The sequence below is a fragment of the Polyangium jinanense genome, assembly GCF_028435365.1.
This window is the reverse complement of sequence record NZ_JAGTJJ010000027.1, coordinates 99,512-124,964: the sequence shown is the minus strand read 5'-3', so window position 1 is coordinate 124,964 and position 25,453 is coordinate 99,512. Positions and strand designations below refer to the sequence as shown.

The following is a 25,453-nucleotide window of genomic DNA, read 5'->3' as shown; positions in this document are numbered from 1 at the left end:
GTCACCTGGTCCGCTTGATGATGTGGAAGCCCTGGGCCGTCTCGACGACGTCCGAGATCGTGCCGACCTCCATGGCGAAGGTCGCGTCCGCGAACGCCGGCGGCATCGCGTTGCGTTCGAAGTTCCCGATGGCGCCGTTTGCGGCCTTCGAGATCTCATCGTCCGTGTACTTTGCGACGAGCTCTTCGAAGGTCTGTTTGCCGTCCTTCACGAGCTTGTGCACTTCCTGGGCGCGCTTTTTCGCCTCTTCCTTGGAGCGCGTCACCGTCTTCGGCGCGCGCTCGGCGCCCTTCCAGGCGACGAGAATGTGCGCGGCGCCCGCGATCTGCCGCTCCGCCGTGGGCGCGGGCGCGGGCGTTTCGGCCGCGGACGGCGCGCTTGGCGCTGCGGCCGAGGGCAAGGGGGCCGCGGCGCTCTCGGCCGGCAAAGCGTTCTGGCTCGAATCGGAGCCCGCGTTGCAGCAACCGGTGGCCACGAAGAGGAGCGCGATGTTCGCGAGGAGACGCAGGCGCATGGCCGGCACGTATTGCCGACGTCCGGCCGGCCGTCAACCTGCGCGTTTGCAGCGAAAGGTCGCCCAGGTCGGGGTACGATGACCCCGAGAATGCCCCGAATCCTGCACATCGAGGACGATCCCGCGAACCGCCTGCTCGTGCGCAAGCTTCTTCAGAAGGCAGGCCACGAGGTGATCGACGCTGCCGACGGGCTCGAGGGCGTCCGGCTGGCGGTCAGCGGCATGGCGCCCGACCTCATCCTGGTCGACCTCAACATCCCCGGGCTCGACGGGTTCGAGGTGACGCTGCGCCTGCGCGGCGAGCCCCAGCTCGCGGGCGTGCCCATCGTGGCCATCACGGCCGAGGGCGATCGCGAGACGAGCCTCGCCGTCGGCTGCGACGGCTTCCTGCAGAAGCCGATCGACGCCCGCTCGTTTGCGAGCGTGATCGAGCGTTACATCCAGCAAGGCACGCGCGAAAACATGCCGGTCTCGGCGGGCGCGGTGCGGCTGCGCCAGCAGAGCCAGCGCATCGTGCAGCACCTCGAAGAGAAGGTCGCCGAGCTCAGCCGAGCGAACGCGCGTCTGCGTGAGCTCGATGCCGCCCGCACCGAGTTCTACCGGAACATTTCGCACGAGCTGGCCACGCCGATGACGCCGATCGTCGGCTACGTAAAACTCTTGCTCGACGAGGAGCTCGGGCCGCTCACGCGGGCGCAGGGCAAGGCGCTCCGCGCGATGGACGACTGCGTCCGGCGGCTGCGATCGCTCATGGACAACCTGCTCGACGTGACGGGGCTCGAGACGGGGCGCATGCGCTTCATCCACGTCGACTACGACTTTCTCGACACGACGCGGCGTGCCGTCGCGCAGGTCGCGGACAACCTCGCCGAGGCGCGGATCCACCTCGTCGAAGATCTTCCGCGCGGCCCGCTTCCCGGCTGGGGAGATGCGGGAAGGCTTCAACGCGCGATGGTGCATCTCCTGGAGAACGCGGCGAAGTTCACGCCGTCCGGCGGCACCGTGGGCGTGCGTGTGGCGCGCCTCGCCTCGGGGCACTACGAGCTCTGCGTGGCCGACACCGGGCCGGGCATCCCGCCCGATCAGCAGCAGAGGATCTTCGACCCGTTTTACCAGGTCGACGGCTCGGTCACGCGCGAGCACGGGGGCGTAGGGGTGGGGCTCGCGATCGCGCGGCGCACGGCCCGCGGCCTCGGCGGCGAGCTGAAGCTTGCTTCGCCCTGCAACGAGATCATCGAGAGCGTGCGGCTCGGCGGTGCGGCGTTTTTCCTGACGGTCGCGCAGCGCGCGCCGGGCGAGCTTCCGTCGCCGGACGCGGAGAAGGAGCGGTGAGGGTCGTCTACCTCGACTGGAACGCGACGACGCCACCACACCCGGACGTCGTCGCCGCGATGGTCGAGACGGCAACCTCGTCGTGGGGCAACCCGGCGAGCGTGCATGGGCCGGGGCGGCGGGCGCGGTCCCGCGTGGAGGATGCGCGCGAGGCGGTCGCCGCGCTCGTGGGGTTCGATCCGCGCGACGTCGTGCTCACGTCGGGCGGGACCGAGGCGAACAACCTCGCGCTCCACCATGCGTTCGCCGCGGTGAGTGGTGGTTCGGCGCAGCCGGCGCTCGTCGTCAGCCGCATCGAGCACCCGAGCGTCGTCCGGTTCGCCGAGCACCTCGCGGCGCGTGGGGTCCTCGTCGCGTGGGTGGAGCCGGAGCCTTCGGGGCGGATCGCGCCCGAAGCCGTGGCCGAGGCGATGGATCGCGCGGCTTCGGCCGGGGCCTCCGTGCGGCTCGTCGCGCTCCAGGCCGTGAATCACGAGACCGGCGTCATCCAGCCCGTCGCGGCCGTTGCTTCGCTCTGCCGGTCGCGAGGTGCGCTCCTCCACGTCGACGCGGTGCAGGCTGTGGGCAAGCTGCCGCGCTCCACGTTCGAGGGCGCGGACCTCGTCAGCGTGGCCGCGCACAAGATCCGGGGGCCCAAGGGTATCGGCGCGCTGCTCACGGCGCCGTCGGTGCGGCTGTCGCGTCTCTTGTACGGTGGCTCTCAAGAGCGCGGGCTCAGGCCGGGGACGCAGGATCCGGTCGCCGCCGCGGGGTTCGCCGTCGCGGCCGAGCGGGCCCGACGAACGCCCGCCCGTTATGCCGAGCTCGCGCCGCTCCGTGATCGCCTCCAGGCCGAGCTCGTCCGGCTGGGCCACGAGGCCGGGGCCGAGCCTCTCCCCAACGGCGACGCCGAACGCGCGCCCCACGTGACGAACCTCTCCTTTCCGGGTTGGCGCGGCGAGGAGCTCTGCGCGGCGCTCGACCTCGAGCGTGTGGCCGTCTCCAGTGGGTCGGCTTGCAGCGCGGGCACGGCCGAGCCTTCGCCGGTGCTCGCGGCGATGGTGGGCGAGGCGCGCGCGCTCGCGGCGGTGCGGATCTCGCTGGGCGAGGAGACCACCGCGGACGACGTCGACGAGGCCCTCGCGCGCTTCGCCCGCGTCCTCGGACGCACCCGCCCCGCTTCCTGAACGTTCGTCCTGCCGACCGGCTCACGTTCGCGCACGCCGAACGGGTTCGTCTTCCCAAACCCGATGTTGGCGACCTTGCTTCGAGCTGGTTCCCGGAAGAACCGGATCGATATCGCGCGCTTGGCGGCCGGCCGGTCTCCCTTCGCGTATCGCCTGAACTATCTGCGCGAAATGCGAGAAGTTTCTCCGAGCGGCATGTCCAAGTATGCGAATTTGATCAACAATTCGGCGATCTTCTGACGCGCGAGGGTCATTCGCTTGAAACGAACGAACAGGGCCATTCCCTGGCCGCTCGTTCAGTCAAATTCGGTGATGAAGTAGAACGTTGAAGGTTACTCGTTAAGTGCTCGGAAGTAATCGTTTATTTCTGAGCACGTTTCCTGGTACACACATCGCTCCGCGGCGGCGCCATAGGGGCCCACGCCGGGCGCGTCGACAGGCCCGTCCCCGGTCCGCCAGCCATGGAGGCGGGCGGTGGGATCAGCTCGGAGCGGCAGCGGCAAAAAAGGATGGATCGTGTGCGCGGCCGCGATCGCCGTGGGCACGAGGACGGCGAGCAGCATGGCAAGTCGCGCGCGCGGGGCCAAATCCTTACCAGTCCGGGCGAACGCAACGACGAGGATCAAAGCCGAAGGCGCATACCAGTTCGGCTCAGGGGGCACGGCCCGCGCGAGGGCCGAGCCGGCGACGAGGGCCGTCATGAGCAGGACGACGGCCCGGTCAGCAAGCGGAGAGGCGCGGAGGGCGCGAGCGCCGTGGAAGATAGGCCACGGCGTCCAGAGAAGCACCTGGGCAAGCGCAGCCGCAGCGAGGGCCCCGAGCGCACCGAGGAGCGTGAACGAGGGCGCCTGCTGGGCATAAGCATGCCGGAGCTGGAACGCGAGGCTCGGGGCGAGGAGCGGAGCGGCGAGGGCAAGGGGCGCAAGGGCGAGGAGGCGCTCGCCAAGGCGGCGGCGCGCAGCCAGGACGACGACGAGCGGGAAGAGCGGCAGGACGACCACCTTGGCGAGCGCGCCCGCGGCCCCCACGAGCCCAAGGCCGAGCGCGACGGCGAGCCTGCGTGGGAGGGACGCGGCGGCGGTCTCGGGCGCCGGGTCGGCCCAGAGCAAGGCGAGGACGAGGGCAAGGAGGGCCGGTCCATCCGGGGTGGCGACGAAGCCACCCGCGACCGGGAGGAGCGCAAAGCTCGAGAGGAAGGCCGCGAGGTTCTGCCCGGAAGCCTCCGCACCACGGCGTCGCGCGAGGGCCACGGTGGCAACCGAGAGTCCCAGCGAAAACACAAGCGGGACGAGCCGGACGCGGAGCTCGACAGGCAACGTCGTGAGCCGATCCACCAGCCGGAGCAGGAGCGGGACGAGCGGCGGGTGGTCGACAAGCGGCGGGAGCAGCCCCGGCGCACGCGCAGCCGCGAGGTAGTACGCCTCGTCGGGGGAGAGATCCGTCCCAAGCGCAAGCGCGAGCCGAAGCGGCACGGCAGCGAGGACGATGAGCGCAGCGTAGCGCCGGGGTTTCACCCCGGACCCGACCAGGGGTTGTCCACCCCTGGACCCGGACCAGGGCAAGCCCTGGACGCGGGGCGCCAGCGCGCGATGCGCGCTGGCGACAGGGAAAACGTCGCCACCTGGCAGGGCAGCGCTGCTGTCTCGGTTGGCAACATGGCTCGTGGTCTTGCCACAGGCCCGTCCGAGAAACCGCGCATCGCGCGGTTTCTCGGCCCTCGGTCCAGGCCGTGCCTGGTCCGGGGTGCAGGGGGCGGACAGCCCCCTGCTGGGGTGCGGGGCAACGCCCCGCCGCGCACGCGCATCGTCCCTCTCAGGCGGGCACCTGCCGCTGGCGGAGGACTTCGTACAGCGCGAGCGCGCCTGCGACCGAGGCGTTGAGCGAGCCGATCGGCCCTGCCATCGGCAGACGCGCGATGTGCTGACAGGCGCGGAGCACGGGCTTGCGTGCGCCCTTGTCTTCGGCGCCGATCACGATGGCCACGGGCCCGCGCAGATCGACCGCGCCGAGCGTGGTTGGACCCTGCGCGTCGAGCGCGATCACGGTCACGCCTCGATCCGCGAGGGATCGCAGCGCCTCTGGCAAGGACGAAACGCGACAGAGCATGGCGTGCTCGATGGCGCCTGCGGATGCGCGGAACATCGCTGGCGAGAGGGGCGCGGAGCTGTGCTCGGGCCAGAGGATCCCTGTGGCGCCGAGTGCGACGGCGCTGCGGACGATCGCTCCGAAGTTTTGCGGATCCATGATCCCGTCGAGCGCGACGACGATGGACGTTGGCTCGACGGCGAGCTGATCCACGCCGCGGATCTTGAGATCCGGCGCGACTGCGACGACGCCCTGGTGCCTGCCGCCGCCGGTGCGACGATCGAGCTCGGCGCGTGGTGCGGTCTCGACGCGGACGCCGCGGCCCTCGGCGAAACGTCCGACGGCCTGGATCTTGGGGCTCCCGCCTTGCTCGACGACGACACGTTCGAGCGCGTCGCCGTGCACGCGCACGGCTTCGCGGACTGGCTGCAGGCCATATACGAGTCGGCTCATGTGCTCCTCGCTGCGAGCGCGCCTTCGATCTCGGCCACGACGGAACGTGCGGCATCGAGCGGGCTCGCTGCATCGCGGATCGGCCGCCCGACGACGAGCAGATCCGCCCCCGCTGCGATCGCCTGCGCTGGCGTCGTGATCCGCTTCTGATCCCCGGCCGCGCTGCCGGCGGGCCGAATCCCTGGTGTGACGAGCAGCGCCTCCGGACCGAGCGCGCTCCTCAGCGTCGCTGCCTCCGAAGCGGACGCGACGAACCCTCGCACGCCTGCGTCCCATGCGAGCCGCGCGACCCGCTCTGCTTGCTCCGCGGGCGACACCGACAAACCGAGCGCAGCGAGATCTGCCGCGTCGAGCGACGTCAACACCGTCACCGCCAGGATCGTGAGCGGCGCGCTTGCGCGTGCGGCTTCTGCGGCTGCGCGTTCGAGCATCGCGCGGCCTCCATGTGCGTGCACCGTCAGGTACCGGACGCCGAGTGCCGCTGCGCTTTGCACTGCGCGGCCTACGGTCTCCGGGATGTCGTGCAGCTTCAGATCGAGAAAAACGTCCCGGCCGAGATCGTGACACGCCGCGATCGCGGCTTGCCCTTCTCGCACGAAGAGCTCGAGCCCGACTTTGAGCACGCCGACGGAGGGAGCGACGACACGCGCGCCGGCCCGGGCTTCGTCGAGCGAACCGTAGTCGAGCGGGAAGACGAGCCGCCTCGTCGCGTCGTTCATCGGGGCTTCTTCGGGGTCATGGGGGGACGGGGATGGGCTGCTGGACGAGGTGTCCGTAGCCGTCTCGGGAGCCGTGCGCTTCATGCGTTTGCACCTGGGGGATGCAAACGGCGGCCCGCGTTGGGATTGTGCGGGCCGCTCGCTGTTCTCAGAGGCAGCTGCAGAGCGGATCGCCGGGCGCGCAGTTGCAGGGCTTGGCCGCGCCGCCGCCCGCTGCCGGACGACCACCACCACCGCCGCCCTTCTTGGCCGCGTCCTGCTTCGCCTTCTCTTCGTCGAGCTGCTTCTGCAGGGCGAGACGCGTCGCCTCGTCCTTCGCGCTCGTCAATTGGCTGAGCAGGCTGTCGATCTTCTGCTGCTGCTCCTTCGCCTGCTGCTCGGCCTTCTTGCGCTCTTCCTCGGCCTGCCGCGCCTGATCGGCGAGGGCCTGGCGCTCCTGCTCGGCCTTTTGGCTCTGGTTGATGATGATACCGGCCGTCGCGCCGCCGAGAACGACGACCGCCGCGACCACGCCGTAGAGCGTCTTGCGCAGCTTCTTCTTCGACTCGTCGTGCTGCAGCTCGGCGAGCTTGCGCTCGTGCTGCTGCTGCGCGTTCATCGCCTCGAGGCGGGCCCTCTGCTCGGCCTCGACGCGGGCCTTCTCGACCTCGGCCTGACGGATCGCTTCGAGACGCGCGGCCTCTTCACGGGCCTTGCGCTCTTCCAGGGCCCTGCGCTCGTCCTCGGCCCGGATGCGCGCTTCTTCTTCGTCGCGCTTCCGGCGTTCCTCGTCGAGCCGGGCTCGTTCTGCGGCGGCCGCAGCGGCGGCCTTCGCATCCTCCTCCTGCTTGATTCGGTCCTCCTCGAGGTTCATGAGCTCCTTGAGGGAGAACAGGACCGAGCTTTCCTTCTGTTCGGACATGCGTCGTGGCTCCTTCGAAAGCAGCGCGCTCGCCGTTCGCCCCGGGGGAGGACCGCCGTGCTTCCACAGCACGACCGCACCTTTCCGAGGACACCCGCCAATGTGAGAGTACCGCGGCGCCTGTCGGTATCAACTCCCCAAGATGCCTGTCAATTGGGTGGAGTCGATTCTTTTCCCGAGGGGTCACCCCGCTTCGGGATTTCGTCCCGGAAGACGGGTGAACTCCGTGCCCGAGGGCCCCAATCTGCGTTTTCCCGCTTGACGACCGCGCCGTTTCCGGGATCAGCCGCGGCCCCGGACGCGGGGCGCACCCGAGGACCGGTTCGTCCACGCTTCCCATCGAGACGGACCTCCGCTAGCGTCGCGGCCCCATGGCAAAGGTCATCAAGGCGCATATCACGGGCAACGTGTGGAAGATCGAGGTCAAGGTCGGCGACAGGATCGAGGAAGGGACGACCGTCGCGATCCTCGAGTCCATGAAGATGGAGATGCCCGTCGAGGCCGAGGACGAGGGCACGATCTCGAAGATCCTCACGGAGGAGGGCAAGGCCGTGAAGGAAGGCGAGGCCCTCTTCGAGTTCGAGTGATTCGCGTGAGCTGAGGCGGCGCGAGCTTACTCGCGCCAGAAGAACTTCCAGGGGTTGTGCTTGAGGTCGCGCACGAGCTCCTGGAGGTCGTCGTAGAGTTGCTCGTCCATCACGAGCGCGCCCACCGTGCCCTTGCCGCGCCGCACGCTCGAGGCGATCGTCTGCGCGTCCTGGGTGATGCCCTTCGTGTTCTTCGCGATCTCGGCGAGGTCGCCGATCGCCTGCCGGATCTTCGCCTGCTCGTTCTCGCCGCCGACGGTCTCGCTCACGCGCTTGACGTTGGCGAGCGTGGCCTTTGCGTCCGCGAGCAGGGGCGGCGCGTCCTCTGCGAGCGCGCCCGTCGTCTTGTCCACGTTCGCGAGGATGCGATCGATCTGCGGGTTCTCGACGTACTTCTGCTTCGCCTCGCGCACGGTGTCCTGCGTGTCCACCGTGATCTGCTCGACGTTCGCCGCGATGCGATCGAGCCGGTCGCCGTTCTTCTCGAAGAAATCTCCGGTGCCCTTCAGCGTGCGCGAGAGGCCGTTCAGCGCGGTGCCGATCTCGTCCTTGTTGCCCGAGAGCGCGTTGACCGTCGTGTCGAGCAGGTCGTACGCCTTCGCGATCAGCATGTCGAGGCGCGGCGGATCGAGGCCTCGCACGATCGCGTTCTCCGCGAGTACGGGACGATCGCCCGAGCCCGGATCGAGCGCGAGGAACTGCTCGCCGAGCACGCTCGACGAGGTCACGTAAAAGACCGCGTTGTCACGCACGCTCGGCTGATACCGCTTCTCGAGCTCGACCTTCACCCGCACGAGCGGATCGCGTTTGCCCCCGCCGCCCGGCACCTCTCCACCCCGGAACTGTATTTCGGTGATTTTTCCTACTTTGACTCCGGCGATCTTTACAGGTGCACCGCTTTGCAGGCCGCCGGGGTTGTCGAAGTCGACGAAGAGGCCATACGTGGGCTGGAAGTTGATGCCGCCCATGACGAGGATGAACACCGCGAGGAGCACGGTGGCCGTCAGGATCAGAATGCCGACCTTGACCTCGATCGAACGCGGGCTCGCCATGCGTCCACTATGCACGATGTTCAGCGGCAAACCCAGACCCGCGTAGCTTCGAGCACGCGGCTCACTGCGTCATGATTTCCTTCCGCAACCTCGCCAAATCCTTCGGAACGAAGAAGGTCATCGAGGACGTCAGCTTCGACGTTCAAGACGGGGAGGTTTTTTTCATCATCGGTCAATCGGGCGTGGGCAAGAGCGTGCTCATCAAGCACCTCGTGGGCCTGCTCTACCCGGACGCGGGCGAGATCTGGCTCGACGGCGAGGAGATCAGCCGCTTCGACGAGGAGCAGATGTACCCGGTGCGGATGAAGTGCGCGATGGTCTTCCAGCACTCGACGCTCTTCGATTCGATGACCTGCGCGGAGAACGTGGCGCTGCCGCTGCGCAAGCACAAAGGCCTGAAGCCGAAGGAGGCGCTCGCCGAGGCGCGAAAGCGGCTCGATCAGGTGCACATGCGCGAGTTCGCCGACCGCTTCCCGCCCGAGCTCGGCGACGGCATGCGCAAGCGCGTGGCCATCGCGCGCGCGCTCACGCTCGATCCGCGTTACGTGCTCTTCGACGAGCCGACGACGAGCCTCGATCCGGTGAGCGCGCGGCGCGTGGACAAACTCATCCGCGAGCTCAGCGACACGCTCGGCGTGACGAGCATCGTCGTGAGCCACGACCTCGTGAGCATCTTCTCGATCGCCGATCGGATCGTGATGCTCTACAAGGGGTTTGTCCGTCTCATCGGGACCCCGGACGACTTCAAGGCCTCGAGCGACGCGATCATCCAGCAGTTCATCAACGGCCGCGCCGAGGGCCCGATTGAATGAGGCGCTGGCAGCGCGGGCAGAAGGGGCTCGTGCGGCCGGCGATCGTGAGGGTGCGGATCGGAGTGCCGCAGCGTGGACAAGGTTCGGAGGCGCGGCCGTAGACGAGGAACGGGTTCGGCGCGTCGGTCCGATCCGAGAGGTAGACGATCTCGTCGTCGCGTTCGTGCGCAGCGAGCGCGTGCGTGATCGTCGCGAGGATGCCGTCGGCGAGCGCTTCGACTTCGGCAGGCGTGAGCGAGTCGGCCGCGCGGGAAGGATGCACGCGGGCGCGGAAGAGGGCCTCGGTCGCATGGATGTTGCCGAGCCCGGCGAGGACGGTCTGATCGAGCAGGACGTTCTTGATCGGTCGCGGCGTACCGGCGATTCGCGCAGCGAGGCGAGACGCGTCGAGGCCGTCGCGCAGCGGATCGGGGCCGAGGGACGAGACGATCCTCGCGAACGCATCGCGGGGCACGATCTCCAGCCGTCCGAGCATCCGCATGTCGACGTAGTCGAGCACGCAGCCGTCGTGCAAAAAGAGGCGCGCGCGGCCGTGGCGCGGAGGTTCGTCGCCCACGCGAGAGCGCCACTTGCCCGTCATGCCGAGGTGGCAGGCGAGGCCCGTTCCCGCGTCGAACGAGAGCAAAAGCTGCTTGCCCACGCGCTCGATCCGTTCGAGCGAGCGACCCGCGAGGGCCTCCGCGAACGTGGCCGGCGTGGTTTTTCCTTTCAGAACGGGCGTCGCGTCGGCCTCGGCGCGCTCGATGCGCGCACCTTCGAGGATCCGGCGGAGCGCGCGCGCCTGGTGCTCGACCTCGGGCAGCTCGGGCATGGTTCGTCGGAACGAACTTAGGGACCGAGGAGCACGTAGCCAGCCGCGGAGAGGATCAAATCGAGCACGATCACCGCGAGCGAGGCGTTCACCACGGCCCGCGTGGTCGCCCAGCCGACGCCCTCGCTGCCGCCGTGCGTGGTGAGCCCCGAGTGGCCCGCGACGACCGGGATCGCGGCGCCGTAGGCCAGGCACTTCGCCAGGCCCACGACGAGGTCGCCCGTGTCGACGAGGTGCAGGTTGAAGAACGTCCTCGGGTTGACATCGAACATCATGTACGCGGTGAGCATGCCCGTCAGCATCGCCACGCCCGCCGCCCAGATGACGAGGCAGATGGTCATGACGAGGCTCGCGAGGAACCGCGGCTTGATGAGGTAGTCGATCGGGTCGGCCGCGCACATGCGCAGCGCGTCGACCTGCTCGGTGACGACCATCGAGCCGATCTCGGCCGCGATGCCCGCGCCGACGCGCGTGGCCAGCATGAGCGCGCTGATCGTGGCCGCGAGATCACGGACGAGCAGCTCCAGGTACGAGGCGCCGACCATGCTGAACTCGGGCAGGATGCGCTTCACCTGAAGGCCGCCCTGGAGGACCAGGATCATTCCGATGAAGCCCATCACCACGGTCAAGAAGACGACCGAGCGGTTGCCGATCTCGAACATCTGCCGCACGACGGCGCCGAAGTCCGGACGGCCGCGGACGCAGTAGTAGAGCGTCCGGATGAACACGGAGGCGATCTCGAGGCCCATGCCCACGAAGTGGATCGCCTGCGCGCCGACCACGGCGGCGATCGACGTGTCCGGCGCTTCGGCGGCCTGATCGATGCCACTCGGCGGCGCGGGTTCGTCGTGGGTCTTCGCCGCGCTCACGTGCCTCAGTCCAGCGTGAAGGAGACGAAGTAGTCGAGGACGAAGATGCCCGCGGCCGAGGCCACGACGGTCGCGTTGACGGCCCGTCCGACGCCCGGCGCGCCGCCCTTCACGCCGAGCCCGTACTGGCAGCTCGACAGCGCGATCACGATGCCGAAGACGATGCTCTTGATGAGGCCACTCGTGACGTCGCTCAAGCCGAGGAGGCCGCTCGTGAGGCCGTTGTAAAACGTCTTCGGCTCGACGCCGAGCAGGCCGAGGCCGCCGTATGCGGCGCCGAGCAGCGCGAGCGTGTCGGCGAAGATCGTGGACAGGAAGAGCGTGGTCACCATCGCGACGAAGCGCGGCGCGATGAGGAACGCGATGGGATCGATCGCGAGCACGCGCAGCGCGTCGATCTGCTCGGTGACGACCATGGTGCCGAGCTCGGCGGTGTTGTTCGCGCCGACGCGTCCGTTGATCATGAGCGCGGTGAGCAGCGGCGCGATCTCGCGCAGGATGCCGAAGCCCGCGCCCCAGCCGAGCAGGCCCTGCGCGCCGAGGCGCACGACGAGCGGAGCCGCCTGGATGACCATGATCGCGCCTGTGAAGAGCGCCGTGACGATCACGATCGGGATCGATTTCACGCCCATCCGGTAGAGGTTTCGGAGGGTCTCGGCGCGATCGATGCGGAAGGTGACGAGCCTGCGGAGGATCTGGTAGCCGAGCAGGCCCATGCCTCCGACGGTGGCCGCCGCGCTGAGAAAACCGCCGCCGATCTCCTCGAGGAGCCCCACGTCGGAAGGCGGAGGCGAGGACGCAGACGGGGGTTTCTTCGGGGGCATTCGCGAGGGCGAGCTTACCCCAGGCCGCCCGTCCGCGGATCACGAAGCACGGCGTCTTGTGCGTCGCACGAGCCACCCGGCGAGCGCAGTGGCGACGAACGCGAGGGTGGCGAAGGCCACGACGAGGCGGGTTTTGCCGCGAAACAGAGGCTTCTGCGTCATTTGACGCGCTGCGCGACCCGCGTCGAGGACGGCCGCGGTTTGGCGGCGATCGAGGCGCGCGTCCTCAGGAATGAGCGCGCGGAGTGCCTCGCGCGCGGCCGTGTATGCGGCGGCGTCCGTGGGAAAAGGCGTGGCTTCGTCGAGGTCGACCTCGTCGAGCGCGCGAGGAAGCAGGCGTGTGGTGATCGCATCGGCCTCGACTGGATGTGCGCTCCGCGCGAGCGCGAGGTAACCCGCGTCCTGGATGCCACGGCGCAAAAGCTTCAACCGCATCGAAGGGAAGACGCCGTCGAAGCCGGCCGAGTGGTGCGCGAAGCGGCCCATCTGTTTGCCCGGGTAGACGAGCACGCCGTCGCCGAGCGCGCTGTCGCCGTCGTCGTTGTGGAAGGTCTCGGCGACGATGAAGGGATCGATCGGGCCGCGGCCGCCGCGGTTACTGTCGTTCCAGAACGTGGTCTCCCAGAGGAACCAGCGGCCCGTGGGCCGCGTGGCCGCGATCCAGGCGTCCGCGAGCAAGCTCGTGGCGGGCGCGTCGAGCATGAGTGGTCCCGAGTGAGGGAGTTTTCCGTTGTAGACCCACACGTCGCGGCCTTGATCGCGGGTGCCGAGCGCCGCGTCTTGCTGGAAGGTCTGCGACGGCAAGAGGACGAGGTCGACCTTCTGGTGGCGCGGATCCTCGGCGCAGGAGTGCGCCACGCGCACGCGCTTCTGCGCGAGCGAGCGCGCGAGGAGCGAGCGCCACGTAGGGCCACGCGGGCTCTCGCACTGCTCGTCGATCGCGTAGAGGAAGATGTCTTCGATCACGTCCGGGATCTTCGGGACGAGGGCCTCGATCGCGCGGAGTTTGTCGGGATGCGGATCACCGAGCGTGCCGTAGGCGCCGAGCGTGACGGCCGCCTTCGGGATGCCTTCTCCCGGGCCCGTGTAGCCGTGTTCGTTCGTGTACAAAGCACCCGTGAGCGCGGGGCGGAGACGCTCGAGGTCGGCCTCGCTGCGGATCGATCCGAGCGCGTCGACGTGGTGCCGATGCAGGAGCTGGAAGAGTTGTTTCTCGGCGGGTTCGAGGGCGCCGATGCGCTGGACGAGGTTTCGTGGCTCGTAGTAGGCGAGGAAGCTCGTGGCGCGGTAGGGGAGCTCGGCGCTCGCGACGTCGAGCACCACGGGCAAACGCGAGAGAGCGCCGCCTGCGTGGGTCACGACGAGTTCGGTCGTGTAGGGGCCGGGTGGTGTGCTCGTGGGGACCTCGACGTCGATCCAGATCGCGCCGCGGGATCGAGGTTGGATCCGCAGAGGGTAGGGGAGCCAAGAAGGCGCGTGCTCCACGGGGACGAGCGCGTCGGGCACGGCGCCGAGCACGTCCTCGTCCGGAGGTCGTGACGAAGGGGTCCAGCCGAGCGACTCACCCGCGTGGCGATCGTTGCGGGATCGCGCGGTGATCTCGACGTAGGACTCGATGAAACGATCGACGCGGACCGGCGCGCGCGGCGGCGCGAGCTCCACGGTGACGGCGTCGAGTGGTGTGTCGCCGGCCTCGATGAACACCTGGATCGCGACCACCTCGCCGCGGAGCGCTGCGAGCTCGATCGGGCGATCCGCGCCGCCGAGCGCATGCCCCCGCGTGATCGCTCGATCGAGATCGGGCCCTTCGCGCCGCACGCGCACGCCGTCGTCCACCACGACGACGCGGGGCCCACCGGCCGCCGCCGCGGTCGCGAGGAAGAGGAGCGCGAGGGCCGACGCCGCGCTCGCCCCGTGCTTCATGCGTGCACCGACCTCGCGCGCTCGAGCGCCGCGAGCAGGGTCTCCGCGCTTCGATCCCAGCCGGGCGGCGCAGCACGCGTGAGCTCATCCTCGTCCCACGCGCGGCTCGTCGCTTGCTCGATCGCCGCCGCGAGCGCAGCCGCGTCGCGCGCGGGCACGAGCAGGCCCGTGCGCTCGTGCGAGACGACGTCGGGGATGCCGCCCACGCGCGTCGCGACGACAGGTCGGCCCGCGGCGAGCGCTTCGAGCACGACGTTGGGCGTGCCCTCGTTCCAGCTCGGGAGCACGAGCGCATCGGAGGCGGCGAGGAACTGCGCGACCTCCTCGGCCGGACGCGCGCCGGCGACGAGCAGGGGCAAGCCCGCGTCGCGCTTCTCTTCGAGCGTCTTGCGCATCGAGCCATCACCCACGAGCGCGACCGTGAACTGCTTCGGGGCGCGTGCTTCGAGCGACGCGAGCGCATCGCAGAGCTCGTGCAGGCCCTTCTCTTGTTCGAGCCTTCCGACGTAGACGAGCACCTTCGAACGCGGATCGAGCCCGAGCGCCGCGCGCGCCTCGGCGCGGCTTCGCGGCTGGAAGAGCGCGCGATCGACGCCGTTCGGGACGAGCGTCACACGATCGCGCGGCGCGCCGAGCGCGGCGAGGGCGTCGAGCATCGGACGGCTCACGCCGATCACCGCGCCCGCGCGGCGCAGCGTCGCGTGCACGAGCGCGCGCACGGACGGCCAGCGCGCGATCACGTTCACGTCGGTGCCGTGCGCCTTCACGGCGTACGGCAGGCCGAGGGCGCGGGCGAGGTGCTGCGCGGCCCACGCGTCGGGGAAGAGGAACGCGCCGAGCACGACGTCGAAGCGGCGGCGCAGCGCGGCGAGGTGCGGGACGAGGCCCGCGAGATAGAGCGGCCCGTTCACGCCGGAGAGCCACGGACCTGCGAGCGGCAGGTACGGCGCGCGCGGGTGCACGACGGGCAGGCCGTCGATCGTGTCCTCCGCGGGCACGCGACATAACTTTCCGACCCGGGCGCGATCGCCAATCAGCGAAGCGCCGGGCACCCAGGGCACGACGCCGAGCACCTTTACGTCCGCGAGGCGCGACAGCGCGGCGAGCTGCCTGCGCTGGAATGGGCACGCGAGCGGCTCCACCCGATTGGGGAAAATCCGCGTCACGGCGAGGACACGCAGCCGCCCGCCTTCACCAGTGGAAAAATGGGTTGTCCCGAGCAACACCTACCAGCATTGCATGCGAATTCGCGTTCGCAACTCGCATGTTCGTGAACTCGGATTCGCTGGATCCGCCCGCCCGGGGCACCCTGCAATCGGACTCGGATTTCGCCCGATTGAAAAGGAGTCACGTTGTGGGATGCTGGCCGCGTCGTGGTCTGGGGCCGGGCCTTTCGGGTTCGAGCTCTTCTCGTGGCTTTTCGGGGGGCTTTGGATGGATGATTGGGGACCCGAGTCGGGGCGCGGCGGCGTGATCCTTCGGACGCTCGCCGAACGTCCCTTCTGTTCGATCGTGATTCCGTGTTACAATGAAGAGGAGCACATCGAGCGGGTCGTGCATGCGGCGGCCGGACAACGATATCCAGCCGATCGCCTGGAGATCTTCGTCGTCGACGGCCGCTCCCTCGACAGGACGCGGGACATCGTGCGCGCGCTCGCTGACGAGGATCCCCGGATCATCCTGCTCGACAATCCCCAGCGCCTCCAGGCCGCGGCCATGAACATGGCGATCAAGCGCTCCCGCGGGGACGTGATCGTGCGCATGGACGCCCACGCCGATTACGATCCCGGCTACGTGGCCGCGTCCGTCGCGGCGCTTCGGCGGACGGGGGCGCTCAATGTGGGCGGCGCCATGCGGCCGCGGGCGAAGACCACGTTTCAGAAGGCGCTCTGCGCGGCGCTCGGGAGCCCGCTCGGCGTGGGCGGATCGGCGTCCCGCGACCCGCATCGCGAGGGATACGTCGAGAGCGTGTGGTGCGGGGCCTTCCGCCGCGAGGCCTTCGAGCTCGCGGGCCTCTTCGACCCGGACGCGCGGACGAACGAGGACGCGGAGCTGAACCAGCGGATCCTGGAGCGCGGCGGGCGCATCTACCAGTCGCGCGACATCGTGGGTCATTATTATCCGCGGTCATCGTTTCCCACGTTGTTCCAGCAATATTTCAATTACGGCGCGGGGCGCGCACGGACGATCCTCAGGCGAGGATTGCCGCCGTCGATCCGGCCCTTGATCCCGTTCGCGACGCTGGTCACGTTCACCGTGCTCGCGGCGCTCGCGGCCTTTTATCCGCCGGCGAGGCCGGTCCTCGGCGCGGCCGTGTCCGTGTATACGCTGGCCATTTTCGCGGCGGCGGCGTGGGCTTCGCGGCGCGGCGACGGGCGCCTGGTTTTCCTCGTGGCAGCGATGTTTCCCGTGATGCACCTCGCGCACGGGCTCGGCTTCGCGGTCGGGCTCGCGCGGTATGCGCAGGAGCCATTGCGGGACGCGGAGCCGGAGCGGCTGACGGCTCGATAGAGTGCCGAACGGCTCGGGACGAACAGGAGGCGCATGCTGGGTCTTTTCCCCGCAGGAGGGCTCGCCGTCACGGACGCGACGGCGTCGGTCACAGTCGAGCAAAGCGCGGTCACGGGTATCACGCCCACGGGCGGTTATGGCATCGCGCTGACGAGCGTGGACGGCGCGGCGAGGATCGTCTCGCGCGCCACCCGCGCGGCCTTTTTGCTCGACATTTCCGGGCGTTACGGGCGTGCGCTGGCGGCGACGCGGGGCGCCTTGTCCCCGCAGGACATCGCGGGCACGGCGGTGACGCGGCTCGATGTCGTGACCTCGCCCCGCACGGCCTTTTCTTTCTCCGCGGACGGCCTGCTCGCGTCGCGGCTCGGCCTCCGCGCCACGAATGATCTGACGGCGCGGGATCCTTTTCTCCAGGGAAGGGTCATTTACACGCTCGGGAGCCGCGTCGGATTCACCGCGACCACGACGCCGCGGTCATATGCGCGTTTCGAGGCGGGATACACGCAAGCGGGCGCCGTCGCCGCGGATCACCCCGAGGCCGTGGGGCTCGATAGCCACGCGGTCCTCGGGAGCGCGTCGTTTTCGTGGCTCGCCGGCCGTCGATTCCGCCTCGGGCCCATCGTGCGGGCAGGCTACACCCATTTCGAGCACGCACTGCTCGACGTGGACCTCACGCGCGGGCCGGCGGACATCACCACCGTCTCGGGCCTCGCATCCGCGACGTTCGAGATTTCCCGGCGGATCCGGGGTGCCGCTGCGCTCGGGATGACGGTCGCGAGTCCGCCGACGTTCCTCAAGGACGAGTCCTCGAGCGTGATCGCGCCGGACGCGCGGATCGACGCGCGATATGCCGGGCGCGGATACGGGATTGTCGGGACGTACGGATTTTCGTACTCGTCGCTCGGCCCGCGAATCGGGTTCGGGGCGCAGCACGCGGCGGGGCTCGAAATGTGGAGCCGGCCGCGGGGAGGGCGGGAGTTCCGGAGCGTGATCGCCCGCTGGATCCTGCGCTTCCGCCACGGAGAGGCGCCCCTCGCGACGCAGCCGAGGCTCGGATTGCCGGCGGGAACACCGCTGCCCGAGGGCAAATTCGTAACGACGGCAGTGGCCGCAGGCGGCTCACTCGGAATCCCGCTGGCGACGGGGCTCATCCTGACGGGCGGGGTCGATCTCGAGCTCATCAACATGCGCTTCGAGCCGGACCCAACGGGCGCGTCGGCGCCGACGTTCCGGACGATGGTGACGGTGGCAATCTCGGCGATCGGCTCGACGGATCCGATGCGGCGCATGCCGCGGGATCCGGACCTGCAGGACCAGGAAGCGCGGCCAGCGGTACTCGATGAGGAGGAGGCGCGCGCGGCAGGCGGGGCGGCGGGGCGGAAGGGGACGACGGAGGAGGACGAAGACGCGTTCTACGAGGAGTGACGAATATGTAGTGCAACTTGCGAAACTGGGTGGATCGAGACCTGGATCGACACAGTTGCGTGAGGCGCCGGGTGCGATCCAAGTGTCGAGTGACCCTCGCACGTGAGGCGCGAGGTGCGATCGAGGTCTAGATCGACCCAGTTGCGTGACGCGCCGGGTGCGATCGAGGTCTCGATCGACCCGGTTGCGTGAGGCGCAAGGTGCGATCCAGGCGTCGAGTGACCCCGTTGCGCGAGGCGCTAGGGGCGATCCAGGCGGGGATCGAGGCCGTCGCGCCGGGGCGCTGCCCCGGACCCCGCGGGGGCTGTCCGCCCCTCGACCCGGACCAGGCACGGCCTGGACCGAGGGTGGAAGAACTGCGCGATGCGCAGTTCTTCCAACGGGCCCGTTGGAAGACCAGGGACAGCGTTGCCGATCGAAAGGTCAGCGCGGCGGTCTCGGTTGGCAGGGCCTTCGCTGGTCTTGACTCGGCCCGTTCGATGAACTGCGCATTGCGCAGTTCATCGACCAACGGTCCAGCGCTTGCGCTGGTCCGGGTCCAGGGGCGGATAGCCCCGGTGGGGCCTGGGGCAACGCCCCAGCGCAGCGGCCCCAGCCGAGATTCAGCGCGCTCCAATCCGGAGGAGCACCACCTTCACCGTATCGAGCAAAATCGACAGGTCGAACCACACCGACAGCGTCTTGATGTAGAACAGGTCGTGCTGGAGCTTTTCGAGCTGGTCCTCGGTCGTCGCTCCGTAATGGTAGCGGACCTGGGCATAACCCGTCAGGCCCGGCTTGACGAAGAGCCGCTGCCGGAAGAAGGGAATCGCTTTTTCGAGCTCCTCCGTGAAGTTCGGCCGCTCCGGCCGCGGACCGACCAGGCTCATGTCGCCGGCGAGCACGTTCCAGAGCTGCGGCAGCTCGTCGAGACGGGTCTTGCGAATGAACCGGCCCACACGCGTCACGCGCGGATCGTCCTCCGATGCCCAGCGCGCTTTTCCATCGGCCTCCGCGTCCGTGCGCATCGAGCGGAACTTGTAAATGGTGAAGGGCCGGCCGTAGACGCCGGCACGCACCTGCGAATAAAGGACCGGGCCCGCCGAGTCGAGCTTGATCGCGAGCGCCGTGAGCAGCATCAGCGGAGAGGCGAGCACGAGGCCGAGCGAGGCGCAGACGACGTCGAGAATACGCTTGCCGAGGAGCGTCCGCTTCGCGACGCGGAACCCGTGCGCGAACACGAGCTGGCTCGGGCGTAATTCACGGACGAAGATTTTGCCCGTGATGCGCTCGTAGAACTCCACGCCTTCCTCGATCTCGATGCCCCGGAATTTGAGCTCGAGAAGCGCATCGATGGGCAATTTGCCCCGGCGATCCGCGGCGCAGACGATGATGTGCCGGACGCCGTGAGCCGCGGCGATGCGCGGCAATTCGTCGTACGTGCCGAGGACGTCGGGGGCGGCGCGGCCCGGGTCGCCCTCCTGCACGAGCCGGCCGACGAAACGCATGCCGCCGGTGTCGTGGGTCCGGGCGCCCGTGATCACCGCGTCCGCGAGCGGTCCCGAGCCGAGGACCAGGGTCCGCTTGCAGAGCCGATCACTCGCCGCGGCACGCGCGAGCCCGGTGCGAAAGAGGGGCAAGACGAGCGCGCCTGCCGCGAGCCCGAGCGCCACGGCGCCGAAGCGCTCGCCCGCGTCGTCCGAAAAACCCTGGAAGACGAGCCAGAGCAGGAGCACCGAGACGGCGAGGGCCCGCGCGACTTTCCAGGCCAGGGTACGGAGGTCGCGAATGGGCGAAGGTCCGTAAAGGCCATGGTAATAGAGCGACGCCTGCGCCACGAGCGTGATCGCCGCGGCGTCGAGCACGCGGGAGAGCGTGGCGACGTCACGATACCCCTCGATCGCCGCCGCACCCGCGCAGACGAGCGATACGAGCAGGGCCGCCTCGACGAACCATACGATGGCACGGCGTCGCGACCGAAATAGCTCGAGCATGTTGCCCCCCAGCAATGGAGGGCCCACACGCATCCGAGCCTGCGCGTCGCACCCCCCAAGCTCCCCAAAACCCCGTCAACGCTTGGGGGCTTCGCCCGGACGAGCCGAGCTACGCCCCCAAACCCCCGGGGTCCCCCGGGTGACCGGGTGAGCCCCGGCGATGCTGTGTGACAGGACTTACGTTAGCTCCTGGTCACGCGAGGTGCCAGGGGGGCGGGTTGTCACTCGGCGACGCCGTTCGTCCCGTCGTGACTCGTGCCGTTCGTGTCGTTCGTGCCATGCGCGCCGTTCGTCTCGAGCGGCGGGGGCGGGACCGTGCCTTCCTCGGCCTCGGCGAAGGCCTCGATCGCCACGACGCGCTCGTCGCCGTCGACGTTCATGAGGCGCACGCCCTGGGCATTGCGGCCGGTCTCGCGGATCTCGCTGGCCTTGGTGCGCAGGGTTTGTCCACGATCCGTCACGAGCATGATCTGATCCGCCGGCGACACCATGGCGACGCCGACGACCGGACCATTACGCTCGCTCGCGTCGATGAGGATGACGCCCTTGCCGCCGCGGCTCTGGAGGCGGAACTCCTCGAGCGGCGTGCGCTTGCCATACCCACGCTCGCAGACCGCGAGGACCCGATCACGCCCGCCGTCCGTGACGCAGAGGCCGACCACGAAATCGCCCTCGTTGAGCTCGATGCCCTTCACGCCCATGGTGGCGCGGCCCGTCGGGCGGACCTCCTCCTCGGCGAAGCGGATCGACATGCCCTTGTGCGTGGCGATGAGGAACTCGCGGCTGCCGTCGGTGATCGCCGCGGAGAGGAGCTGATCGTCCTCCTCGATGCGCACGCCGATGATGCCCTTGTCGCGGAAGTTCTCGTACTCCTCGAGCGCGGTCTTCTTGATCTGGCCGCGCCGCGTGAGCGTGACGACGAACCAGCCGGTCTCGATGCGCGGGACGGGCGTGATGGCGGTGATCTTCTCGCCCTGCTCCATCCCGACGAAGTTCACGATCGCCCGGCCCTTGGCGTTTCGCGCCGCGCTCGGGATCTCGTAGACCTTCTTGACGTAGACCTTGCCCTTGTCGCTGAAGAAGAAGACGTAGCTGTGCGTGGAGGCGACGAAGAGCTGGCTCACCCAGTCCTCGTCCCGCGCCTCCATGCCGACCATGCCCTTGCCGCCGCGGCGCTGGGCCCGGTACGTCGTGACGGGCGTGCGCTTGACGTAGCCCAGGTGGGAGATGGTGACGACCATGTCCTCCTCCTGGATGAGGTCCTCGACCTGGATCTCGGCCTCGGTCGGGACGATCTCGGTGCGGCGCACGTCGTTGTAGCGGCTCTTGATGTCCTCGAGCTCGCCCACGATGACGTCCATGAGCTTGCGCTCGTCGGCGAGGATGCCGGTGAGGCGGGTGATCTCCTCGACGATCTCGCCGTACTCGCGGGCGAGCTTTTCGCGCTCGAGGCCCGTGAGGCGCGAGAGGCGCATCTCGAGGATGGCCTTGGCCTGACGCTCGGAGAGGAAGTAGTCGCCGCGTCCGTCGGCGTCTTTGCACTCGGGCTCGGGGCGGCCCGCGCGGCGCAGGAAGTCGCCGAAGCCACGCAACGGGAGCTTCTGCAGGCGATCACGCGCCTCTTCGGGATCCTGCGAGGAGCGGATGGTGGTGACGATGACGTCGACGTCGGTCGTCGCCATGCCGAGGCCCTCGACGAGCTCGCGCTGCGCTTCGGCCTGGCGGAGCTCGTAGCGCGTGCGCCGCGTGACGACCTCGCGCCGGTGCTCGACGAAGTGCGCGAGCGTTTCCTTGAGGCCCAGGACGGCGGGGCGGCCGTTGGCGATCGAGAGGTTGATGACGCCGAACGTCGATTGCAGGTCCGTGAGGCGGTAGAGCTGGTTCTGGACGACCTGGGGGAAGACGTCCTTCTTGAGCTCGACGACGACCCGCATGCCCTCGCGGTCGCTCTCGTCGCGCACCTCGGAGATGCCCTCGATGCGCTTTTCCTTGATGCACTCGGCGATCTTGGCGACGAGCTTGGCCTTGTTGACCTGGTAGGGGATCTCGGTGACGATGATCTGCTCGCGATCGCCCTTCAAGGTCTTCTCGACGATGCAGCGGCCGCGCATGACGATGGTGCCGCGTCCCGTGCGATACGCCTGGTCGATGCCGCTCTTGCCGTAGATGAGGCCGCCCGTGGGGAAATCGGGGCCCTTCACGTGCTGCATCAGGTCATCGACGGTCGCGTCGGGGTTCCTGATGAGCAGGACCGTGGCGTCGATGATCTCGCCGAGGTTGTGCGGCGGGATGTTCGTCGCCATGCCGACCGCGATGCCGCCCGAGCCATTGACGAGGAGCTGGGGGAACTTCGCCGGCAGGACCGTGGGCTCGAGCTCGGAGTCGTCGTAGTTCGGGGCGAAATCGACGGTCTCTTTTTCGATGTCGGTGAGGAGCTCGGTCGCGACGCGGGCGAGGCGCGACTCCGTGTAGCGCATGGCCGCGGCCGAGTCGCCGTCGATGGAGCCGAAGTTTCCCTGTCCGTCGATGAGCGGATACCGGAGGCTGAACGGCTGCGCCATGCGGACGAGCGCGTCGTACACGGCCATATCCCCGTGCGGGTGATACTTGCCGAGCACGTCGCCGACGACGCGCGCGCATTTCTTGTGCGACCCGCTCGGGCCGATCTTCTGCTCGTGCATCGAGTAGAGGATCCGGCGGTGCACCGGCTTGAGCCCGTCGCGCACGTCGGGGATGGCGCGACCGATGATCACGCTCATCGCGTAATCGAGGTAGCTGTTCCTGAGCTCGTCCTGGATGCTGACGGGGATCTTCTGCTGGATGTTCGAGGTATCTTCCATACCGCCGCTCGGGCCTGGGCCTGGCGCACGCGGAGGCCCGGAAAAAGCCTCGTCTCACGCCGGCCGGAGGACGCTCTCAGGTAGTATACGACCCGTGAACCTGCAATCAGGTTCGAGGGTTTTGTGCCCAGGAATCGGTGCGTCGCGGCGCTGGCTCGGTCGGTCCGTCTGGGCCGTCCGCGAAGAGGCTCAAGGCGTGAGCGTGCAAGTGGCCGTGCTGACCGCGCCGGGGGCGATCTCGGCGGTGCACGTGGCGGTCACAGCCACAGCGCCCGCAGCGTCGCGGCCGACGAGCTTGATGTCCGCGTAGGCGCCGGGGGCGATCGGCGTGAAGCGGATGGGCTTGCTGCAATCGATGGCGTCGGCCTCGAGATCGCCGGGCGCGCCGAGGACGGCATCGTACGTCACGACGTTCTCCTTCACGCACGAGGTGCCGGCAGCCGCGAGGACGTCCGCGAGGGAGAGGTCGAGCGCGCCGTCCTTGCTCAGCGGATCGCAGAGCGCATGGACCACGAGGCCTTCCACGGCGAGCGCCGTGCAGGAGGCGCCCCACGTGACGGGTCCGCCGGCCACGGCACGCGCCTCGACGCGGAAGCCGTAGCTCTGGCCAGGCTTGATGTTCTGCGTGTACGGCGCAGGCGCAGGGCTCGTGCAGGGGAGGTTCACGAGCGGGGCGAGGGCCGGATCGGTCGGGCGCACGTCGAAGCTCGCGACGTCGCCGGTGATCACGGGGTTGCCCAGCGGATCGAGCGAGGCCTGCGTGCACGTGAGCTCGAGGCCGGGGATGGCGCTCGTGCCGGCGAGGGTGGCGCGGGGATTGACGAGAACGCCGGTCTCGGTGGAGAGCGGCGCAAGCTCCTCGCACGTCTTCGGCGTGGAGCGGACGTTCTTCTGCGCGGTGAGGTCCTCGCAGAAGGTGGACCAGACCGGCGCGACGGTGCCCGCGGCCGGCGCGGCGCGGCGGACCATGCTGCGGCTGCCGGAGGAGCTGCCGCCGATGGGCGTGAGCTCCGCGGCGGGGACGTCGTAGCCGTCGATCTGGACGCGGTAGGCGTGGCCGACGAGGATCTGCCGGAAGATGACGCTCGCCGTGCAGGTGATGGGCGGCGACGAGGGGAGCGGGAAGGGCGCGGACACGTCGGTGACGTCGAGGACGGTGGCCACGTAGCTCTGCATGGCGCCGCTCGCAGCGGAGCAAGGCACGTCGCCCAGGAAGAGGCTCGGGTCGACCACGATGCTGGTCGGCACGGTCGTCGTGGCGTCGAGATCGATGTCGGTGTCGGACGTCTCGTCGCACGCCGTGCTCGCGAGGGCGAGGGCGACGAGCGGCACGAGCGCGAGGGTCCGGCGGCGCATGGGGCCGGCGTAGCCGATGGACCGGCTCGATGCCAGGCAAAACACACGAGCTCGCCGCGCGCCCGCCCCGGGCGTCCGCCGCGACGCTCGGGGTGCGGGTGGACGGCCCGCCCCAATCGTGATCTGCTCGATCGCGGGCGCGCGCCGTGATCTCCGCGCGCGGTCCTGCCCTTTCAGGAGGAGCGATGGCGGTTCGGAGGAGCGCTACACGTGGGCTCTTCGTCGTACTTTCAGGGGCGGCCGGGTGCCAGGTTCTGGGCGGCATCCCGGACGAGCTCTCGCTCGGGGCAGGCGGCGGAGGCACGGGCGCGGCGCCGGCGATGTGCGTGCGCGACGAGATCCCCGCGCCGCCGATGGTGGCGGGCGGGAGCGGCGAGGGGGAGTTCGTCGTGGCGCTCCGCACGATCGACATGGAAAAAGGCCTGAACGACGCGCTGCCCGGGCTGAACCTCGACGGGTTGTGCTCGTGCACCGAGGACAAGCGCGGGTGCGGGTCGGTCGATCCGTCGGACGACAAAGGGTATTGCGACGACGACAGCGGTCACGACGCCGCGAGTTACGCGCTCTTCGGCGCGCTCGCGTACATCCTCAATGTGGAGAGCATGTCGAGCTTCCTGCGCGGGCTCGTCGAGTCCGGGCAGTGGAGCGTGCTCGTCCGCGTGCGAGGCTACAGCGGGGGGAGCGACGACGATCAGGTGGAGGTCGGCTGGTACGGGAGCCTCGGGCTCTCGGCGTCGCCGGCGTGGCAAGGCGCGGATGCGTGGTCGATCCGGCAGGAGTTTCTCGCGCCGATCCCGATGGATCCGTACGCGCCGCAGTTCGTCGACGGCGCTGCGTACGTGACGGGCGGCAAGCTCGTCGCCCGGCTGCCCCAAGCTCCGCTCGTGATCTCGGACGGCGCGCTCGCGTCGATGCAGGCGGCGCTGTCGAACCTGGTGCTCGTGGCGCGCATCGATCGGACGGCGGGTGGGCTGTACCAGCTGCGCGAGGGCAGGATCGGCGCGAAGTTGCCCGTGTCTGCGCTGTTCCCCACGCTCGCGAGCTTCCGCGACACGAAGGGAAACCCGCTCTGCACGGATGCGACGCTCTACCCGGCGACGCGGCAGATCACGTGTCGCGCGGCCGACGTGCTGCTCACCGACGCGACCGACAAGGACACGCCCTGCGAGGCGCTGTCGTTCGGCATGAACTTCGAGGCGGACGCGGCCATGCTCGGGCCGGTGATGCCGTCCCCGCCGAGCTCCGGTGGATGCCCGGTGGAGACCGATCCCATCACCGACGCATGCAGCAACCTGTGAAC

Annotated in this window: 21 protein-coding genes; 7 read left to right on the top strand and 14 right to left on the bottom strand. The window is 69.2% G+C overall.

Going from position 1 to position 25,453, the window contains the following annotated elements:
- Position 1: 1 nt before the first annotated feature.
- Complete coding sequence (locus KEG57_RS32870) at positions 2-514, bottom strand: peptidylprolyl isomerase (protein WP_272424062.1); 513 nt, start codon at positions 512-514, stop codon at positions 2-4.
- Positions 515-604: 90 nt separating this feature from the next.
- Here KEG57_RS32870 and KEG57_RS32865 point away from each other — a divergent pair, with 90 nt between their 5' ends.
- Both KEG57_RS32865 and KEG57_RS32860 read left to right on the top strand, forming a co-directional pair.
- Positions 605-1,846 carry a hybrid sensor histidine kinase/response regulator gene (locus KEG57_RS32865; RefSeq protein ID WP_272424063.1) on the top strand — a complete coding sequence of 414 codons (1,242 nt, stop codon included), beginning with the start codon at positions 605-607 and terminating at the stop codon, positions 1,844-1,846.
- On the top strand, positions 1,843-3,012 hold the full coding sequence (locus KEG57_RS32860; RefSeq protein WP_272424064.1) for a cysteine desulfurase family protein: 1,170 nt from the start codon (positions 1,843-1,845) through the stop codon (positions 3,010-3,012). The genes KEG57_RS32865 and KEG57_RS32860 overlap by 4 nt, the downstream gene beginning before the upstream one ends.
- A 332-nt stretch (positions 3,013-3,344) precedes the next feature.
- On the opposite strand, the gene KEG57_RS32855 is transcribed toward KEG57_RS32860, so the two are convergent.
- The 4 genes from KEG57_RS32855 to KEG57_RS32840 all read right to left on the bottom strand — a co-directional run bounded on the left by KEG57_RS32855 (position 3,345) and on the right by KEG57_RS32840 (position 7,170).
- Positions 3,345-4,526 (bottom strand): hypothetical protein, encoded by a 1,182-nt coding sequence (locus KEG57_RS32855; RefSeq protein ID WP_272459176.1) that lies wholly within the window; start codon positions 4,524-4,526, stop codon positions 3,345-3,347.
- Positions 4,527-4,824: 298 nt separating this feature from the next.
- Positions 4,825-5,550 carry a 23S rRNA (guanosine(2251)-2'-O)-methyltransferase RlmB gene (gene rlmB, locus KEG57_RS32850; RefSeq protein WP_272424066.1) on the bottom strand — a complete coding sequence of 242 codons (726 nt, stop codon included), beginning with the start codon at positions 5,548-5,550 and terminating at the stop codon, positions 4,825-4,827.
- Positions 5,547-6,269 carry an orotidine-5'-phosphate decarboxylase gene (gene pyrF / locus KEG57_RS32845; RefSeq protein WP_272424067.1) on the bottom strand — a complete coding sequence of 241 codons (723 nt, stop codon included), beginning with the start codon at positions 6,267-6,269 and terminating at the stop codon, positions 5,547-5,549. The genes rlmB and pyrF overlap by 4 nt, the downstream gene beginning before the upstream one ends.
- A 148-nt stretch (positions 6,270-6,417) precedes the next feature.
- Positions 6,418-7,170 (bottom strand): hypothetical protein, encoded by a 753-nt coding sequence (locus tag KEG57_RS32840; protein ID WP_272424068.1) that lies wholly within the window; start codon positions 7,168-7,170, stop codon positions 6,418-6,420.
- Between the two features lie 371 nt (positions 7,171-7,541).
- Between KEG57_RS32840 and KEG57_RS32835 the strand changes: the two genes are divergently transcribed.
- Positions 7,542-7,757, top strand: coding sequence for a biotin/lipoyl-binding carrier protein (locus KEG57_RS32835; protein WP_272424069.1), 216 nt, complete (start codon positions 7,542-7,544; stop codon positions 7,755-7,757).
- Between the two features lie 26 nt (positions 7,758-7,783).
- On the opposite strand, the gene KEG57_RS32830 is transcribed toward KEG57_RS32835, so the two are convergent.
- Positions 7,784-8,809 (bottom strand): MlaD family protein, encoded by a 1,026-nt coding sequence (locus tag KEG57_RS32830; protein ID WP_272424070.1) that lies wholly within the window; start codon positions 8,807-8,809, stop codon positions 7,784-7,786.
- A gap of 71 nt (positions 8,810-8,880) precedes the next feature.
- Between KEG57_RS32830 and KEG57_RS32825 the strand changes: the two genes are divergently transcribed.
- Positions 8,881-9,621 carry an ABC transporter ATP-binding protein gene (locus tag KEG57_RS32825; RefSeq protein WP_272424071.1) on the top strand — a complete coding sequence of 247 codons (741 nt, stop codon included), beginning with the start codon at positions 8,881-8,883 and terminating at the stop codon, positions 9,619-9,621.
- Here KEG57_RS32825 and mutM read toward each other — a convergent pair.
- From mutM to KEG57_RS32800, 5 genes are read right to left on the bottom strand one after another with little or no spacing between them, the layout of a single operon-like run.
- Positions 9,590-10,432 (bottom strand): bifunctional DNA-formamidopyrimidine glycosylase/DNA-(apurinic or apyrimidinic site) lyase, encoded by an 843-nt coding sequence (mutM, locus tag KEG57_RS32820; protein ID WP_272424072.1) that lies wholly within the window; start codon positions 10,430-10,432, stop codon positions 9,590-9,592. The two genes, KEG57_RS32825 and mutM, sit on opposite strands and share 32 nt — an antisense overlap.
- 17 nt (positions 10,433-10,449) lie before the next feature.
- Positions 10,450-11,301 carry an MlaE family ABC transporter permease gene (locus KEG57_RS32815; protein ID WP_272424073.1) on the bottom strand — a complete coding sequence of 284 codons (852 nt, stop codon included), beginning with the start codon at positions 11,299-11,301 and terminating at the stop codon, positions 10,450-10,452.
- Positions 11,302-11,306: 5 nt separating this feature from the next.
- Positions 11,307-12,125, bottom strand: a complete 819-nt coding sequence (locus KEG57_RS32810) for an MlaE family ABC transporter permease (RefSeq protein WP_272459175.1) — start codon at positions 12,123-12,125, stop codon at positions 11,307-11,309.
- A 39-nt stretch (positions 12,126-12,164) separates the two neighbouring features.
- Positions 12,165-14,048, bottom strand: coding sequence for a DUF4091 domain-containing protein (locus KEG57_RS32805; RefSeq protein WP_272459174.1), 1,884 nt, complete (start codon positions 14,046-14,048; stop codon positions 12,165-12,167).
- Positions 14,045-15,214 carry a glycosyltransferase gene (locus KEG57_RS32800; protein ID WP_272459173.1) on the bottom strand — a complete coding sequence of 390 codons (1,170 nt, stop codon included), beginning with the start codon at positions 15,212-15,214 and terminating at the stop codon, positions 14,045-14,047. The genes KEG57_RS32805 and KEG57_RS32800 overlap by 4 nt, the downstream gene beginning before the upstream one ends.
- A gap of 268 nt (positions 15,215-15,482) precedes the next feature.
- On the opposite strand from KEG57_RS32800, the gene KEG57_RS32795 reads away from it, so the two are divergent.
- Positions 15,483-16,559: a glycosyltransferase family 2 protein gene (locus KEG57_RS32795; RefSeq protein ID WP_272424079.1), complete on the top strand. Its 1,077-nt coding sequence runs from the start codon at positions 15,483-15,485 to the stop codon at positions 16,557-16,559.
- A gap of 33 nt (positions 16,560-16,592) precedes the next feature.
- The gene (locus KEG57_RS32790; protein WP_272459172.1) at positions 16,593-17,984 is read left to right on the top strand and encodes a hypothetical protein; all 1,392 of its coding nucleotides are present in this window, start codon (positions 16,593-16,595) and stop codon (positions 17,982-17,984) included.
- 602 nt (positions 17,985-18,586) lie between these two features.
- On the opposite strand, the gene KEG57_RS32785 is transcribed toward KEG57_RS32790, so the two are convergent.
- The 3 genes from KEG57_RS32785 to KEG57_RS32775 all read right to left on the bottom strand — a co-directional run bounded on the left by KEG57_RS32785 (position 18,587) and on the right by KEG57_RS32775 (position 24,153).
- On the bottom strand, positions 18,587-19,957 hold the full coding sequence (locus KEG57_RS32785) for a TIGR03013 family XrtA/PEP-CTERM system glycosyltransferase (protein WP_272424083.1): 1,371 nt from the start codon (positions 19,955-19,957) through the stop codon (positions 18,587-18,589).
- A 221-nt stretch (positions 19,958-20,178) separates the two neighbouring features.
- Positions 20,179-22,797 carry a DNA gyrase subunit A gene (gene gyrA / locus KEG57_RS32780; RefSeq protein ID WP_272459171.1) on the bottom strand — a complete coding sequence of 873 codons (2,619 nt, stop codon included), beginning with the start codon at positions 22,795-22,797 and terminating at the stop codon, positions 20,179-20,181.
- A 189-nt stretch (positions 22,798-22,986) separates the two neighbouring features.
- The gene (locus KEG57_RS32775) at positions 22,987-24,153 is read right to left on the bottom strand and encodes a hypothetical protein (RefSeq protein WP_272459170.1); all 1,167 of its coding nucleotides are present in this window, start codon (positions 24,151-24,153) and stop codon (positions 22,987-22,989) included.
- Between the two features lie 185 nt (positions 24,154-24,338).
- On the opposite strand from KEG57_RS32775, the gene KEG57_RS32770 reads away from it, so the two are divergent.
- Positions 24,339-25,451: a hypothetical protein gene (locus tag KEG57_RS32770; RefSeq protein ID WP_272424087.1), complete on the top strand. Its 1,113-nt coding sequence runs from the start codon at positions 24,339-24,341 to the stop codon at positions 25,449-25,451.
- Positions 25,452-25,453 lie beyond the last annotated feature (2 nt).

Bases quoted from the DNA above. Each gene is read 5' to 3' on its own strand.
- KEG57_RS32870 (WP_272424062.1), bottom strand. From the start codon at position 514: ATGCGCCTGCGTCTCCTCGCGAACATCGCGCTCCTCTTCGTGGCCACC.
- KEG57_RS32865 (WP_272424063.1), top strand. From the start codon at position 605: ATGCCCCGAATCCTGCACATCGAGGACGATCCCGCGAACCGCCTGCTC.
- rlmB (WP_272424066.1), bottom strand. From the start codon at position 5,550: ATGAGCCGACTCGTATATGGCCTGCAGCCAGTCCGCGAAGCCGTGCGC.
- pyrF (WP_272424067.1), bottom strand. From the start codon at position 6,269: ATGAACGACGCGACGAGGCGGCTCGTCTTCCCGCTCGACTACGGTTCG.
- KEG57_RS32840 (WP_272424068.1), bottom strand. From the start codon at position 7,170: ATGTCCGAACAGAAGGAAAGCTCGGTCCTGTTCTCCCTCAAGGAGCTC.
- KEG57_RS32835 (WP_272424069.1), top strand. From the start codon at position 7,542: ATGGCAAAGGTCATCAAGGCGCATATCACGGGCAACGTGTGGAAGATC.
- KEG57_RS32830 (WP_272424070.1), bottom strand. From the start codon at position 8,809: ATGGCGAGCCCGCGTTCGATCGAGGTCAAGGTCGGCATTCTGATCCTG.
- KEG57_RS32825 (WP_272424071.1), top strand. From the start codon at position 8,881: ATGATTTCCTTCCGCAACCTCGCCAAATCCTTCGGAACGAAGAAGGTC.
- mutM (WP_272424072.1), bottom strand. From the start codon at position 10,432: ATGCCCGAGCTGCCCGAGGTCGAGCACCAGGCGCGCGCGCTCCGCCGG.
- KEG57_RS32810 (WP_272459175.1), bottom strand. From the start codon at position 12,125: ATGCCCCCGAAGAAACCCCCGTCTGCGTCCTCGCCTCCGCCTTCCGAC.
- KEG57_RS32805 (WP_272459174.1), bottom strand. From the start codon at position 14,048: ATGAAGCACGGGGCGAGCGCGGCGTCGGCCCTCGCGCTCCTCTTCCTC.
- KEG57_RS32795 (WP_272424079.1), top strand. From the start codon at position 15,483: ATGGATGATTGGGGACCCGAGTCGGGGCGCGGCGGCGTGATCCTTCGG.
- KEG57_RS32790 (WP_272459172.1), top strand. From the start codon at position 16,593: ATGCTGGGTCTTTTCCCCGCAGGAGGGCTCGCCGTCACGGACGCGACG.
- KEG57_RS32785 (WP_272424083.1), bottom strand. From the start codon at position 19,957: ATGCTCGAGCTATTTCGGTCGCGACGCCGTGCCATCGTATGGTTCGTC.
- gyrA (WP_272459171.1), bottom strand. From the start codon at position 22,797: ATGGAAGATACCTCGAACATCCAGCAGAAGATCCCCGTCAGCATCCAG.
- KEG57_RS32775 (WP_272459170.1), bottom strand. From the start codon at position 24,153: ATGCGCCGCCGGACCCTCGCGCTCGTGCCGCTCGTCGCCCTCGCCCTC.
- KEG57_RS32770 (WP_272424087.1), top strand. From the start codon at position 24,339: ATGGCGGTTCGGAGGAGCGCTACACGTGGGCTCTTCGTCGTACTTTCA.